This window comes from Alloprevotella sp. oral taxon 473 str. F0040 (assembly GCF_000318095.2).
Classification (GTDB): domain Bacteria; phylum Bacteroidota; class Bacteroidia; order Bacteroidales; family Bacteroidaceae; genus Alloprevotella.
The window spans coordinates 5,563-20,405 of the sequence record NZ_KB290716.1; the positions used below are offsets into that span (position 1 = coordinate 5,563).

9 protein-coding genes and 1 tRNA gene (1 of these 10 running past the window's edge) are annotated in these 14,843 nt (G+C 43.7%); 3 read left to right on the forward strand and 7 right to left on the reverse strand.

Going from position 1 to position 14,843, the window contains the following annotated elements; genetic code table 11:
* Positions 1 to 31: transfer RNA gene (locus tag HMPREF9999_RS10440), tRNA-OTHER, on the forward strand; it begins 48 nt to the left of the window's first position.
* A 156-nt stretch (positions 32 to 187) separates the two neighbouring features.
* Positions 188 to 778, forward strand: coding sequence for a hypothetical protein (locus HMPREF9999_RS04275; RefSeq protein WP_009437190.1), 591 nt, complete (start codon positions 188 to 190; stop codon positions 776 to 778).
* Positions 779 to 1,073: 295 nt separating this feature from the next.
* On the opposite strand, the gene pulA is transcribed toward HMPREF9999_RS04275, so the two are convergent.
* Positions 1,074 to 3,122 carry a type I pullulanase gene (gene pulA / locus HMPREF9999_RS04280; protein ID WP_009437191.1) on the reverse strand — a complete coding sequence of 683 codons (2,049 nt, stop codon included), beginning with the start codon at positions 3,120 to 3,122 and terminating at the stop codon, positions 1,074 to 1,076.
* A 565-nt stretch (positions 3,123 to 3,687) separates the two neighbouring features.
* Here pulA and HMPREF9999_RS04285 point away from each other — a divergent pair.
* Positions 3,688 to 4,548 carry a flagellar motor protein MotB gene (locus tag HMPREF9999_RS04285; protein WP_009437192.1) on the forward strand — a complete coding sequence of 287 codons (861 nt, stop codon included), beginning with the start codon at positions 3,688 to 3,690 and terminating at the stop codon, positions 4,546 to 4,548.
* 81 nt (positions 4,549 to 4,629) lie between these two features.
* Here HMPREF9999_RS04285 and HMPREF9999_RS04290 read toward each other — a convergent pair whose 3' ends face one another.
* From HMPREF9999_RS04290 to HMPREF9999_RS04315, 6 genes are all read right to left on the reverse strand, one after another.
* Positions 4,630 to 5,595 (reverse strand): peroxiredoxin family protein, encoded by a 966-nt coding sequence (locus tag HMPREF9999_RS04290; protein WP_198144617.1) that lies wholly within the window; start codon positions 5,593 to 5,595, stop codon positions 4,630 to 4,632.
* A gap of 86 nt (positions 5,596 to 5,681) precedes the next feature.
* A complete protein-coding gene (locus HMPREF9999_RS04295) occupies positions 5,682 to 7,082 on the reverse strand; it encodes a TlpA family protein disulfide reductase (RefSeq protein WP_157049607.1) in 1,401 nt (466 codons plus the stop codon).
* 253 nt (positions 7,083 to 7,335) lie between these two features.
* Complete coding sequence (locus tag HMPREF9999_RS04300) at positions 7,336 to 8,025, reverse strand: hypothetical protein (protein WP_009437195.1); 690 nt, start codon at positions 8,023 to 8,025, stop codon at positions 7,336 to 7,338.
* Positions 8,009 to 10,243, reverse strand: coding sequence for a dynamin family protein (locus HMPREF9999_RS04305; RefSeq protein ID WP_009437196.1), 2,235 nt, complete (start codon positions 10,241 to 10,243; stop codon positions 8,009 to 8,011). The genes HMPREF9999_RS04300 and HMPREF9999_RS04305 overlap by 17 nt, the downstream gene beginning before the upstream one ends.
* 3 nt (positions 10,244 to 10,246) lie before the next feature.
* Positions 10,247 to 12,370: an ankyrin repeat domain-containing protein gene (locus HMPREF9999_RS04310; RefSeq protein ID WP_009437197.1), complete on the reverse strand. Its 2,124-nt coding sequence runs from the start codon at positions 12,368 to 12,370 to the stop codon at positions 10,247 to 10,249.
* 60 nt (positions 12,371 to 12,430) lie between these two features.
* The gene (locus tag HMPREF9999_RS04315) at positions 12,431 to 14,065 is read right to left on the reverse strand and encodes a dynamin family protein (protein WP_009437198.1); all 1,635 of its coding nucleotides are present in this window, start codon (positions 14,063 to 14,065) and stop codon (positions 12,431 to 12,433) included.
* Positions 14,066 to 14,843: the final 778 nt, after the last annotated feature.

The following is a 14,843-nucleotide window of genomic DNA, read 5'->3' on the forward strand; positions in this document are numbered from 1 at the left end:
TTGGGGTCGCGAGTTCGAGTCTCGTTTTCCGCTCTCAGCGAATTGCCCAAAGCAGTTCGCTTTTTCGTTTCTTTATCACGATACTGGTCGTTTTCTCTTCTTATCTACCCTATTAAACTACGTGATTTCTTAGAACTAATTTTTCTATAAAGAGAAAATAACCACACATTACAACATCACGCCTATTATGAATATCTACGCTCGCTATTTTGACAACGAAATTGTGGTTCACAGTCTTGATGAACTCTTTAATTTCCTTGCATCCCTGCAAGATATCAATGTAGACGACCGACTTGTTGAAGAAATCACAGCATACATCAACAGCGATATCACCTACCCCAAGCGACATAAAGTTCGCCCTCGTGTTTATTTTATTCTCATCAAGACAACGGCTAATAGTCTCGAAGAGTTTAAAGCAAACAATAAGAATGCCAACAGTGCCTCTCCAGAGATTTATCCGTCAGCACAAACACAACGTGTCAAAGAAAATCGCAGTTTCGTCTTGATGGAAGAGAATATCGGTTGGTATTTTGGACGAATCAATTTTAAGCGTGTGATCCTCATTCCGGGCACTCAGAAATTTCAATATCGTGACACTACTTTTGCCGCCTATGTTCGCGCAGTCTCTGCTATTGACTGCTACGACCGCATCATAGATCATCTCAAGAATCGTCAAGATGTTGACCCACGCAGCCAGTTTCCTTCAGCTCGTGGCACCAACTTCACTTATGAATTTGTAGGAGAAAACCTCCCAATACGCGCTGAAAACGCCAACTAATTTCTGGCCTGTTCGGTTTACTATCCCTATAGCTTGGCAACAGAGCAACTATTTTCTTTAGAACTATTAGGCCAAAGCACCACTTGAGACTCAGACATGAGGCATAGACATGAGCCTTAGACAAGCATTAGCGGTGAGTAGAAGAGTGAGACCACCGAATTGTGATTTTCCTCATACATCATTCTTAGTCTCCTTTAAGCTCATCCCACTTATAGCGATAGTTCTGTTATAACAAACTCTCCGCCCTACCCCATTCAGGTAAGGCGGAGAGTTCTTTTTGGTCAAAAACTAATGCTTAGTTTCCCATACGCACAATGGTATAAGGACACAGCACAACGGCAGATTTAGCAGGGAGCACAAAGCGTTGAGACACCTGCTCATTGTTATCAGAATACTGAAGTTCGTTAGACTGCACCACATTGCCGTGAACATCTACTCCAAGACCCATTCTCATTTGATACTCACCGTGAGGTAATTGCAATTCTTCGGCTTGATTTCCCATGTTCACCGCAACGACATAGTCTAATTCGTGACTCTCCACCAAACTCTTTCCATACACACGAAAAGCCACCATCGTTTCTGAAGAAGGCAAGAAACTGACATACTCACGCACCTTTTGCGCATCACCAAGACTAAAAGCTAAGTCTGCACTGCGTAGTTGCATCAAGGCACAATAGTAATCATAAACCTCTGCATGACTGTCACGACGCGCCCAATCAATGGTATTGATAGAATCTGGCGACTTGTAAGAATTGTGCACCATCTTCTTGTCACGGAAGAGCTCTTCACCAGCTTGAATGAAAGGCACACCTTGAGAGGTAAACACCAATGTCTGGGCTAAAAGATTCAAGCGCACCAACTCTTGTTCTGAAAGATTGGGAATCGAATTCTTGATACGATCGTTGAGACACATATCATCATGGCAAGACACATAAGTAATCAATTGGTGAGGTTGCTCCGCCCAAGGATTCTTGCTGTAGTTCACCTTGCGATAATCCACCTGAGAGTGAGGAATCCCCCCCACGATCCCCATCTTCACACTCTCTTTGTTGCCTAGCAGTCCAGCCAACATCGCAGGTTGTTTGTCATCGCTGAACGGACCACGCAGCGCATCACGCAGTTCATCACTAAATGCAGCAATACCTGGCAAGCGATGCACCTCTGCCTTCATCGCTGCATCCCCTTCGGGCAATGCAGGAGCACCAGCAGCCCAACCTTCTCCGTAAATCAAGACTTTGGGGTTAATCTTTTCCGCTGCCTTGCGAATCTGGCGCATCGTTTCGATATCATGGATTCCCATGAGGTCAAATCGGAATCCATCGATGTGGTATTCTTTCATCCAATACTCCACACTCTCCACCATAAACTTGCGCATCATCGCACGCTCCGATGCTGTTTCATTGCCACAGCCCGAAGCATCGCTCAAACTACCGTCAGCCTTGTGGCGGAAAAAGTAGCCAGGCACAGTGCGCTCAAAGTTAGAGCCATTCGTGTCAAACGTGTGGTTGTACACCACATCCAGCACTACCTTCAAGCCTGCTTCGTGCAGTGCTTGCACCATCTGCTTAAACTCGCGGATGCGCACTTCGGGTTGATAAGGATCTGTGGAATAAGAACCTTCCGGCACGTTATAGTTCAAAGGATCATAACCCCAGTTGTATTGAGGCTCATTGAGCTTTGTTTCATCCACAGAGGCATAGTCAAATGAAGGAAGAATATGAACGTAAGAAACACCTAATTGCTTCAGATGATCCAATCCTGCAGGACTTCCCTGCAAAGTCTTCACCCCCTTTTCGGTCAGTGCCAAAAACTTACCGCGATGTTGGAAGTTGGCATGCTCACTCATACTAAAATCACGATGGTGCATCTCATAGATAGCCCCACTTTCAAAAAGACGATACTTTGGTTTGTCGTTCTCCCATCCAGTAGGATTCGTGTCTTGCAGGTCAATCACAGCCGCGCGTCGTCCATTCACGCCCACTGCGCGAGCATTGATGCCTGGAGTTTCTCCGCGCCACTTACCTTCCACCTTCACCTCAAAGGTGTAAAACTTCCCTTTGAGATCACCTTTCACAGGCTTCGACCACGTGCCATCAGCACCTTTATCTAGTTTTAGTATCTTCCAAGCCTTTCCTTCATGTCCTGTCTTATACAGTCTTAGGCGCACCTGTTCAGCTGTAGGAGCCCAAAGTTGAAACGTCGTAGCCGAAGGAGCATAGACCATCTCCACCCAAGGCGCACTGGGCACAGGCAAACTCTCCCACGTAGTATTGGGTTGTTGTGCAAAAGTCATAAGTGAAGAAAAAGCTAGCGCACTAGCCATGATGAGTTTTTTCGCAATCATATTATTGGATTATGGGCTTTTCAGCAAGCATAGTGAGGAAACTCCACATCGGCTTTTGCCCTGTTCTACATCTTTAACCCCAATCGGTCATTAGACCGTAAAAGTGCTACTGGTAATGGAAAAGATTACTTCCTGTCATCTTTCATTTTCTTGTTGGCATCTTGTTTCTCGTTGGTTCTCGACGTAGCCCGCTACGCCTTCAAGCTAACAACAAACCATCTGCTCAACAATCAAATAAAAACTGTTCAGGATCAAATGACCGATTTGGGTTTAATCTTACATCCAAAGATAGCAATTTCCACCCTTACCACCAAATTATCCTGACCTAAATGCATAGAAACTGCATTATATTGTAGATTTTGTTTCAGAACAAGCACTCAAAAAAGCACAGAAAACTGCTACAATAGAAGTAAATTTACCAGACATTTCCACTAAAAAGGCTTGATTTCCTCATCATAATGCCAAATTTCGCAGAATATTTTGGTTATATCGACCATATCCTTTACCTTTGCCTTCGTACAACATGGTGTTTTACCGCAAAACATCAACTAATCTTCTCACGCATATGAAAAAGATTTTTCTCTATGCAGCTTTCCTCGGTGCAGTGATTTCCATGGGTAGCTGCGTTAGCAAAAAGGAATTCCAACAACTCAAAGGCGATTACACCAACCTCCAAGGACTCTATAACCAATCACAGGTAGACCTCGCCACAGCACGCACACACGGCAAGAGTCTCGAAGATCGCCTTGCCGATGCACAGCGCGAAAACTCCGAACTCAAGCGTCAGCTCTCTGCCCTCCAAGGCTCGCTCGACAAGAGTTTGCTCCAAAACAACCAAGGTAGCATCAACATCTCTAAACTCGTCGACGAAATCAACGCTTCCAATAAATACATCAAGCAACTTGTGGAGGCAAAGACCAAGAGCGACTCCCTCAATCTTGTGCTCACCAACAACCTCACTCGCTCCCTCTCTCGCGACGAACTCCAAGAGGTGGATGTCAAAGTGCTCAAGGGGGTAGTTTATGTATCGCTTGCCGACAACATGCTCTATCGTTCTGGTTCGTATGAAGTGAACGAGCGCGCCAAGACCACCCTCTCCAAGATTGCTAAAATCCTTGGTGACTACAAGGACTTTGAGGTATTAGTAGAAGGCAACACCGACGATGTGCCCATCACTCGCCCCAACATCCGCAACAACTGGGATCTCTCTGCACTTCGTGCCTCTAGTGTGGTTCAAGTGTTGCAAAACGACTACGGCATCGCACCCAACCGCCTCTCTGCAGCCGGTCGTGGTCAATACAATCCCGTGGCTACCAACGACACCGAACTTGGTCGTCAGCGCAACCGCCGCACGCAGATTATCATCACGCCAAAGCTCGATCAATTCCTCGACTTGATCGACAAGGCTCCTGCTACAGAAAAGTAATTCACTTTCCTGTTCCTAAAAAAATCCCCACTTGCCACAGCAGCAAGTGGGGATTTTTAGTTTTTCTTTCAGCATCATTGGTTATTCTGCAATAAGTTTCTCTATGAGAGCAACTATCTCTTTGTCTTGTTCATGGCTAAAGCCTGTCCAATGTCCACGAACAACACCTTGTTTGTCAATTAACACATAAGCAGGGATAGCTTGAACATAATAATCGTAGGCGATTTCATTCTCCACTGGTGAAAATCGATTCTTTGCAGCCTGAACGTGAATAAAATCATGAATGCCTTCTTTCTGGATAGCAGCTTTCCATTCGTTAACGTCAAAGTTGGGATGGTCTGCATTCACAGCCAATATTTCAAGACCAGATTTGTGTAGTCTAGGATAAATCAATTTCAGCTCGCGCAAACCTTCCCGACATGGACGACACCAATGTGCCCAAAAATCCATAAGCACAACCTTTCCTCGCAGCTTAGTTAGTTGAAACAATTCTTCTTTAACCACCTTCCCACAAGCATCAAATATCCATCTTTTCGTTGTAAAATCCCGAGCCTTTGCACCCACTTCAATATTACGCATACGGCGCACCATATCACGTAAATACAACCCTTCTCGAGATTTTTGCAAAGAAATGTCCAAAGAATTCAACAATAATTCCACCGTGTCCACAGGCATCTGCTCATTAGCACTCTGCATCATCAACTGCCCAAAAACTTCCCAACCTTTAGGATGCTCTTTGATATAGCTATCTAATCTTCTTCCCACGTCTACATGTGAATTCAGACTCCAATAGCGTAAGAATGCCTGGTGCGCTATTTCATGTTTTGACGTACTGCGTGCCTTAACACTCCCTTTCTCTTCTGTCACCACAATACTATCACCATCAAAAGCAAAAAACCGACCTAAAGTGTCTACGTCTATGGCTTGAGGAAAATCTAAATGTAAGTGATAAATACTGCCCAACTTAAAGCTTTGCTTCTGCCAATGTGATTTGTCGTCAGTGTATCTCACCGTTAGAGATTCTCCTTCTGCAGCTACCTTTCTCAAATCCAGTACGCATTGCGACCAAGAGCACGTAAAGCAAGACAAAACAAGAAACATTGCGAGCATACGATTGCTAAATCCACTCATACTTATCGCACTATTTGTTGCATACTGCTTCGCAATTCATCTTCACTCATTTGTCCTACTTTTGTTTTCACCAGTTGATGAGATTTGTCATAGAACATCAAAGTGGGGAAACCCTCTGCTTGTTGTTGCTTCATGACGCGCTCTAATTCCGCATCTTTCAGCATGTAGTGCCAACCTCCATGCTTTCCTTTCATATATTTCCAATCATCCATCCTCGTCAGACTCGGACTTGTCACGTCTAGGAGTTCCACATTCTCAAACCCTTCTTCTGCAAGCACTTTGTAGAAAAGTTTACTCATCACGGCACAAGGTCCGCAAGCACCATACCAGAAATCAACAATCACAGGCTTTCCCTTGTGCTGTGCCAATATCTCTTCCAGGGTTTGAGGTTGTCCTTTTTCTGCACAATTCACGAAGTGTCCACTTCGTGATTGCGTTTTTACCTCTTGTTCGTGATACAACAACAAGAGTTTATCCCATTCTCCACTCGAAAATCCAGTATGGATATTCTGTAGTTGTTGTGCAGTTAATAGTTTACCATTCTCCAATTGAAAATAGTAACTGCTAAACGCCATCAAGTCACAAAACAGTTCGTTCGGCTTGTAAGGAATTTTAGCCAATCGACGACGCAATTTTTCTTTCCATTCCGGAATCGGAGTATCTCCTATATTTGGAATTTTCAGTGATTTATCAGGTAAAAGAAAATAGAATAGATAATCAGTACCAGGTGAGGCATAGAGGATTTTGTCGTCAAAAACAATATCGCTGAGAAAAGCATAAGCACTAGCCGGTAGTATAACCTTTCGAACTTGCATTTCATTCAACATAGAAGCATAGTAGTTAATCTTCAACTTATTCAGGAGAATCTTCCTATCTTCAGCAGTAGTTGCAGAAGGATACTCACTTATCTTTTTAACAGGGAACCTAGCAATCACTCTTGACTCCTTTCTGGGAAGGTATCCACGACCATCATCCACAAAGTCCAACCAATCGAGACCCGTAAAAACAGAAGAACATCTTGCCCCCTCTACCTTCAATTTCTTTTGATTATCTACCCAAACTCTCAAAGTATCATTTTGCGAAAGCAAAACCATCTCTGTTTGTCTGTTCTCCTCTAAATCAAGCTGCACAACAGCATGAGCATAAAGCGAATGTAGAGGAATCTCTCCACTTACATTGCCTTCAGCGTCAATACTTAAATCATACGTGTCAGCATTAGAGACAAAGAAATCGTTACATACCACGGTTAAACTTGACTTCATGGCGAGCATTGCAGGCACTTTACCTCGTACCACACATTTTCCTATCTTAATCGCATTGGTAGGTAAGGAAGTTTGCGCATTGCAAATGCAACAGTAGCAGCATAAAATCAGCCACAAAGGGAGAAAAAGAAAGCGTTTCATGGGCTTACGTTGGTTAAATAATTAAGAACAACGCAAATATAACAATAAATTTCGATAATAAAAAGCCTCAGGAAGCCCTATCTAATAATATAGTGGCTCACTTTTCTAAAAAACGAATCCGCAACGCCTATTGATAGGCATTGCGGATAGGGAAATCGTGACAATTTGAAGTTTAGCAGAAGTAATAATTTCACATCGTCAAAGGCTTTAAGAGATTAAGAGAAAACTAGAAACAAGTTTTGCCAAAAGATGACTACCCCACTAATGACGTATATTTCTGTTTCTGTCGCTCTGTTGCTTGTTCTATGGCTTTGAGAATGTTGTTGCTGCAGGTCTTGGCCACACCTGACAAGTCTGCATCGGAAGCAGCATTGATGGTTTCAATGAGTTCCAGCAAACTGATGTCAATAATCTCATAAGTGTAGATTTTACTGAGCAAACTCTGTTTGGCTTTATCGTCTTGGGGCAGAGCATCAATAGAAGCACGCACAGCAGTTTGTTTCTCCATCATGAAATTCTCCCAAGCAGTGTCCAGCTTCTTCATCAAAGCATTGATGTCTGCGATGAGTTGCGACTTTGTCACGGTTTGTTGCGAAGAAGGGGCAGGGCTGGAAGAGCGTTGTGCAGGTTTTGCTGTTTTGTAAGCTCCCCATGCCGAAGCGGCAGCACATCCTAATGATACTACCCCCTTAGTGATACTCGCTTTCTCTCCAGTCATAGAAATGAGCGAAGAGGCACAGCAAAAAGCTGCTATTCCACCGAGAATGTAACTGATTGGCGGAATAGAGCGTTTTTGAAACACCGTTAGTTGTGGGGCGGATGGTTGCAGATATTGTGCAAATACACCTTCCACTTGTTGGGTTAAGGCTTGCTTCTGTTGGTCAATTTCTTGAGAAATCTGTAAAATAGTCTGTTGCATCATCTGTTTATTTGAAGAGTACATTGAGTTTTTGGAAGTCAGCAATCACAGCGTCAATCTTTTCCAAACTAGCTTGCTTATTTTGAAGTTGCTTTTTTAGTTCGTTGAGATAATACTCCGCATTCTGCTTGAGCGTTTCGCCAAATTCGCCTTTGAGGGATTCTAAAGACTGGTTGATTTCGACGAGATTCCTCTTTGCCTCCTTCTCAACTTCGTACTTGATGGCGTCAAAAACTTCATAGTAAATTCGTTCCCGTATCTTTTGAGTGTGATTCAGTGCTGCATCCTGCAAGGTTTGTCGAGCCACAGCTTCTTTTTGGTCATAACAATCGGGGCGTTTGAAGGGTGTGTTTACTATGTTGTATGCTTTGTTCTTGAACGAGTTAAGTAGCTTCCCTAGATCAATATTAGAGCAAAATTTGAGCTTAGACATAGTCTTGTCCAACATACTTCTATAGAAGTCATCGTCAAAAGCTCTTGAGTCTGCTGTTTCTTCTGCTTTCTCACGTATGAGGTCGAGCATTTCATTGGAAAAGGTCTCCTTAGTGTTGTTGAAAACCTCCTGCCATGCTTTATACCATTCTTGGATGTACGCTTCGATGCTGTGGTCTACCTGCCTCTTAGCTTCGAATGAGTTGATGGTAGAATAGGACATTTGTGTGTTGTTGTGTCCCCACAAGAATCCTTTGTGTTCGATATTGACATCGACATCTTCCATGGGTGGGTTGAAATGCTCGTTGAGTTGAATCCTCACACCGAAATCATTTAATGTGCCTTGCAGACTTGAGTTGAAATTCGTGATTTTCTCTTTGAACTTCTGCTCTAAGGCCGTGAACACCTTCTCTTGAGTCTCGCTTTGTTGTTTGATTTCTGCTAGCGACTTCTCATCAATGTCCTTGCGACGCAAATTGAGATCGCTTTCCGCACTGCTGAGGGCATCCTTGATGCGTTGTTGGTGCGCGTCAAAAAATACGCTCATCTTCTCGCGCATGATGCTCTCTTTGTTGTTTAGGAACACACCGCGCAGATAGTCTTCTTCGATGTCGGCAATGTTTGCCAATTCGTTGAAGCTCTGCTTTGCTTGCTCTGGCGTCGCAAAGTCGTTGGGATAGAATCGCTTCATTTGCATTGCTACCTGCTTTTCCATGTCATCCCATTCGCTTTCATTCTTGTGCGCAAGACTATAGCTAATGCCAGAAGTGTAGTTCAGTTCAATGTCGACGAGCTGGCCTTTTTTGAATCCATCCTTGAGTTGCCCCTTCATGTCGTTGAGACGTTTCACAAACAATGCGTTTTGTTCAGTAGCAGCCTCAGCCAATGAAATCCTGGTGCTTTCTTGCATTTCATACTGTGAACCAAGGTCTTGAAGCACAGAGTCAAACTTGCTCGCGAGCAACACCACTTTTGCGATGCCTTCCGTGCCAACTCTGTTGTTGAGAAATTGCACATCTGCGCTTCCAAAGAAATCAGAAGAGGAACTCAACAAGAACACGCCATGACAGGAATGAAGGAACGTACGCGTGCGATTTTCACGAGAAAGAACGGGGTCGTTTACCCCTGGGGTATCAACGATGCGCAAACCTTTGAGACGTTCGTCTTTGAGTTTCACACGAATGCTCTTCACCACAGAGGTGAACTCACCAGCAGCACCAACATATTTTTCGAGCCCATTTTGCAGTTCTCGGTAGTTTTGGAAGGTGAGGGTGTCGGACGCGCTATCTATCTTTTTGCTAGCTGCAAGCGAACACTTGCTTATCATCTCGTAGGCAACACGGTTTTGCTCAGTGGTTCGTTCTTCAATCATTCGTTTCAGTACGGTGGCACTGGCTCCTGGCTCCTCTTTTTTGCATTCTTCTTCCACTCGTTTGTAAGCATCGCTGTCTCGTTCAAAGAAGCTCCAGTCCTTTTGAGTGAAATAGTCTACTTCCAAAGCGTTTTGCTCGCCGTATTCCAAAATCGTTAAGCCCGCAGTCATTGGGGTAGAAGCACGAGGGAGGATGTTTTCTCCATCGAAGAAAAGCGCGTTGAGGAAGGAGGATTTTCCCGCCTTCACCTGCCCTACAATGCCAATTTGGAGGGTGTCGCCTTCTTCTATGAGTTTTGTGCCAGCATCAACAAATTCGTGCATTTCGCGCTCGATGTTGTCGAGGTGACTATCAATGAATTCGTATTTGTGAGTGCGCAACAACTCAACTTGTTCGTTGGCGCGTTCAAACAGATGTGTTAGTTGTTCTTTGGTCATGGCTTATACTAATGCTTGTTGAGCCCATTGTGTGAAATTGCTCTGGTTGAGGAGGTCTTGAATGCTTTGCGTCTGTCCGTTGGGCAAACGAGCTGGAATGGTGCATAACATACTGTTGTGTTGCAAAAGCATTTCGCAGATGTGCTTAGAACCGACTTGTATGGCTGTGTGCAAGGCATTGCATCCTCGCTTGTCGAGTCCAGCGCAGTCTGCATTGTGGTCTAAGAAGAACTTCACCATTGCCACATTTCCGTGGTGCACCGCATAGGTGAGAGGTGTGAAACCTTGTTTGTTGCAAATGGAGAGGTCTACTCCGTCTTGGAAACTGCACAAGAATCCATTGAAGTCTCTTTGTTCGATGGCATCAAAGATGTTTACTACCTTGTCTGTTATGCAGAGGGAAGTGCTGCTTTGTTTTTGCAAATAGTATTTGATACCTGCATCGATGGCTGCTTCATAGACTTTACTAGCGCGCACGAGTAGCTCTTTGAGGGCTTCGCGTTGTTGGCGTTCTTGTTGGAGTGTATTGTCCAGTTCTTTCAATTGTTGGTAATAGTCACTGGGTTTTGAGGAGCCTTGGTTGAGGGCGTGCACTATGTTTTTGACAAAATTATCGAGGATTCTATCTTTATAATAAGAAGTGTTTTGGAGAATAGAATCTATTTTTTTCTCCCTTTCATTAGTAGCAGCGCGTAAGTTACTACATTTTTCATTTATTTCGTCGTGTGTATTCCATTTGCTGTTATTGATATTGATTATCTTGTCGGAGTACCAATAGGTTTCACCACACAACTCATTAAAAACCTCTACTACATTATCTAAAAACGTATTCTGAACTTTTATTACATCCTTCAAATAATCAATGAGTCCTTCGTTATCAGACTGATGTCTGTTTTGATTTCGATATGCGGTGTCCTTCTCGCCTTTGAGCAGTCGAATGCGATCAGAGATTTGCATAATCTTTTCTTCTTGCTCGCGTATTTCAGTTTGAAACAGATTGTGGATGTTCTGTTTCGCTCTGTTGAGTGGACTACTCTTGTGGCTTCGCTTGCGAATGTCAGAAAGTAACCCTGGTAAACCGGTATGGTGGCGAGAAAACAGGATTTTGTTGTCCAAAGAAGAAAAAGCCAAAATGTCAATGATTTCATTCATGTCGAAATACTTCGGCAATAGGTGGTAAGCTTCTTCCACAATTTTCTTGCTTTCTTGATAACCTTTCTTGTCCGCCTTGTTGAATATGATGACTTTAGGTTTCCCCTTAAACTGAGCTAGCATTTCAATATCATCCGAAATAGCTGTGCCTTTGTCGATGTCGATGAGCCAGAACAACACATCGCCTTCAGCAAAGGCTTCGGTGGCAGTGTCTTTGTCGGTTTTGCCATTAGAGACATTTGTTGAAATAGAGTTGTTGTAGCCTGGAGTGTCAATGAAGCACAGACCATCGAGTTCAGAAGACTTGATTTGGATGAGGAGCTTTTCTAACACAGATGCCAAATGCACGTTGGAGCTATTGGCGTGTTGGATGGCTTGCAACACATTGGTGGGCAATTTTACCAGTACATTTTTCAAGTTTACCCCTTCTACAGTGACTTTCTTGTTTTTGGCATTGCAGTAGAGATAGGTTTTCACCACCGAGATGGGTTGTGTGCCAGTGGGCAGGAGATTGGCATTCTTCACCAAACGATTGAGGAAAGAAGACTTCCCAGAAGAGAAACCACCAGCGAGCACCACATGAATATAATTCGTAGATTGACGCTTTTCGAGGAGTTGCACAACTTCATTGAGGGATTCTTGGTAGTCCTTACTGAAATTGCGATTGAACAGAAGGCTTGCGATTTCGCTTTTTCTCAAAAGACGAATGAGAGAACCACTAGAACTGTTGTTGTCGTTGGCAGTAGAGTCGTTCCAAGAAGAATTATTCTTAGATTGTTTCGTTGAATCTTTTAGTCTGTACGTGACAGAGCGATAGCGTGAATAAAAATCTTCTTGAGAGTTGCTAGGCTGAGCTGCACAGATTTTGGCGATGAGGTCGAGCGTTACGGAAGGGTTTTCGTAGATGCTCTTTTGAATGACCTGCTTGCGCACGGGTTGAGCAACACCTGCTTGGGGTTTGTGGATGAGGGACATAGGTGAAAGAGGTGGAAGTGCAATGCATGGCGAAAGCATTGCACTTCCTGTTGATGGGAATTAGAATTCCTTTCCGAGCTCTTCGAGTTGAGCAATAGCGTTTTGCAAAGTAGCGATTTCTTGGTTCACGCTTTCTTTGCTCTTCTCGGCATCAGCCTTCTTTTCGTTGAGACCATCGAGCGCGTGCTCCATCTTACCGACATACTCTTTTTGCATCGCTTCCTCGATACGCTTCTGATTGTCAGTCACAAGTTTAGCAATCGTCTCGCGTAGCTCCTCGATAATTGTAGGAATAGCTTGTTGTAGCTTCTGGAGAACCTCACGCTCAATATCCTCCTTAGATTTACCAAACAACCAGTTGATTATACTGGAAATAACAGGCAAATTAGCAAGGATAAAGGTAACAATACGCGCCCAGACTCCCCCAACAGGGAGGAAAACAACTAGTTGTTTCACGATATCTATGACATCTGCATAGTCGTTCAAGAAATCACTGTTGAGGCTGATATTTGCAATATCGCTACTTGCTTCTTTCAAAGCCTTTCCCAGTGCTTCCACATATTGTTCGCTCTCTTCCTTCAAAGAACGAATGATTTCGGCACGAACCGTAGAAATCATCAAGGCTTTCACCCCTTCAACAGACTCTCCATTCATGAGCATTTGAGCCATAGTGGGAGCTTGAGCTTGCAATGCTTGAGCCACATTGTCTAGAATGTCTTGGGTAGACTTCTCGGGGGTGTCTGCATCTTTGTATTCTTGTGGAAGGTTTTGCTTGGACTTATTGATTTCCTCAACAAGTGCAGCGATGCTCGCATCTACATTTTGAATTTCTCCCTGACGAATATCTACGCGCATGCTGAGTTGCTGCAGAGCTTCTTTTACGATGAGATCAAACTTCACGCGAAATTTTGCGCTCAGCATTGCTTCTGCATCGAGTGAGAATACATAGTTGCGGAAGTCTTGCAGGTTGTTATTGGCAGAACAAACAGTACCTACGGTAGGAGTGCCTTCACTGATTTTTGGGAGCTGGAAAGCAACATAATCTTTTACTTCTTGCACCTCTGCTTCTGGTTTCTTGTCCGTCTTGGTGATGAAAACAGAAGGATAGAATTGGTAGGATTTGAGTTCCTTCAAGAAGGTGATAGTGCTGGTGCGGAGTGAGCCTTGTTCTACGTCTACCATGAGCACAAATGCAGTGCCTTCTTGAATGTAGTTGCACACTGCAGCATCGTGCTGTTCGATACCAGAGTCGATACCTGGCATATCCACAAGAATGATACCTTTGTCTTGCAGTTGTTTCACAACCTCACTTTGGCAATACACGTGAGCGATATCACCAGGCTTGGTAGCTAAAGTTCCGATTTTATCTAAAGTGCACGATTCAAGCAACTGACCATCGCGGTAAAGTTCTACACGCTCGTTAGTGTCATAGTAGAGTTCGTAGGCAACAGCAGTTTCGGGCATGGTGTTGATGGGGAGCAGCGTGGGCTTCTCCACAAAAACATTCAATAAGGAACTTTTCCCTGCGCTGAAAACACCCACAATGGGTACTTTCATGTAGCGAGAACGTGATAATTCTTCTGAGAATTGTGCTTTCTTTTCGTTGAAAGCGGCGCGGCCACTTTCGGAGAGCAGACCTTCGGTCAATGCTTCTACTTGTTGAAGCGAGTTTTGGAATTTAGCAATACATTGCATAATGAGTGAGATAAAGGATTAAAAGCATTGCCATTATCACAAGTCTAGATAAATAGGAAAGGCGCGAACCGTTTGCAGTCCATCTATTACCGGCATCGCCAAACGCCTACTATGAAATGAACGACAAGTTAGTTCACGCCATTGCTTTATGAGAAACGCTGCCACGAACCTCACGCCCATAAGAGCGTGAGGCCTGCAACGCACTACATATACAAGAGTGCGAACGCTTAGTTCGTTATCAATCATAGTGTGTGAATTTGGCGATTCTGTAATATTGACAACGCTGAAAGCGTAATTGCTGATGGCTGACACATCAGCCATACTTGATGCAAATATACAATTTAATTTTAAAACAAAGTTTACCTGGACCTATATTTAATTAAAATACTAGTACAAAACAAGATTGGAGCTTTGCTTATACTCAACTCTATATAACCCTAACAGCAAGGATACAAATTGCAGTATTCCAATTGGTTACTTGAAATATTGAGGTAAGACAGCGAAAGTCAGACATATTCCAGAAAAGCTCCGACAATTTGAGAGGATACTCCCAAGGGAAGCTCATCTCCATAAAAGGGGGAGGACCATCTCCATAAAAGGGATGTTCATCTCCGTAAATTGTTTTGTGCACAATGTGCTCTAGCTTCGCACAAAAGATGAAGAAGAGAAAGAAAAAAAAATGTGATTACACTTTTTTACAATATAGAAATTCGGCTGTCCATTCCCTCGCGCGCGTACGCGCATTACAGGAGTTTTGCACTTTTTGCTTTCACAACCT

What these genes read in the sequence shown, in the direction of transcription:
- HMPREF9999_RS04275 (WP_009437190.1), top strand. Translation starts at nt 188, where the DNA reads ATGAATATCTACGCTCGCTATTTTGACAACGAAATTGTGGTTCACAGT.
- pulA (WP_009437191.1), bottom strand. Translation starts at nt 3,122, where the DNA reads ATGATTGCGAAAAAACTCATCATGGCTAGTGCGCTAGCTTTTTCTTCA.
- HMPREF9999_RS04285 (WP_009437192.1), top strand. Translation starts at nt 3,688, where the DNA reads ATGAAAAAGATTTTTCTCTATGCAGCTTTCCTCGGTGCAGTGATTTCC.
- HMPREF9999_RS04295 (WP_157049607.1), bottom strand. Translation starts at nt 7,082, where the DNA reads ATGAAACGCTTTCTTTTTCTCCCTTTGTGGCTGATTTTATGCTGCTAC.
- HMPREF9999_RS04300 (WP_009437195.1), bottom strand. Translation starts at nt 8,025, where the DNA reads ATGTACTCTTCAAATAAACAGATGATGCAACAGACTATTTTACAGATT.
- HMPREF9999_RS04305 (WP_009437196.1), bottom strand. Translation starts at nt 10,243, where the DNA reads ATGACCAAAGAACAACTAACACATCTGTTTGAACGCGCCAACGAACAA.
- HMPREF9999_RS04310 (WP_009437197.1), bottom strand. Translation starts at nt 12,370, where the DNA reads ATGTCCCTCATCCACAAACCCCAAGCAGGTGTTGCTCAACCCGTGCGC.
- HMPREF9999_RS04315 (WP_009437198.1), bottom strand. Translation starts at nt 14,065, where the DNA reads ATGCAATGTATTGCTAAATTCCAAAACTCGCTTCAACAAGTAGAAGCA.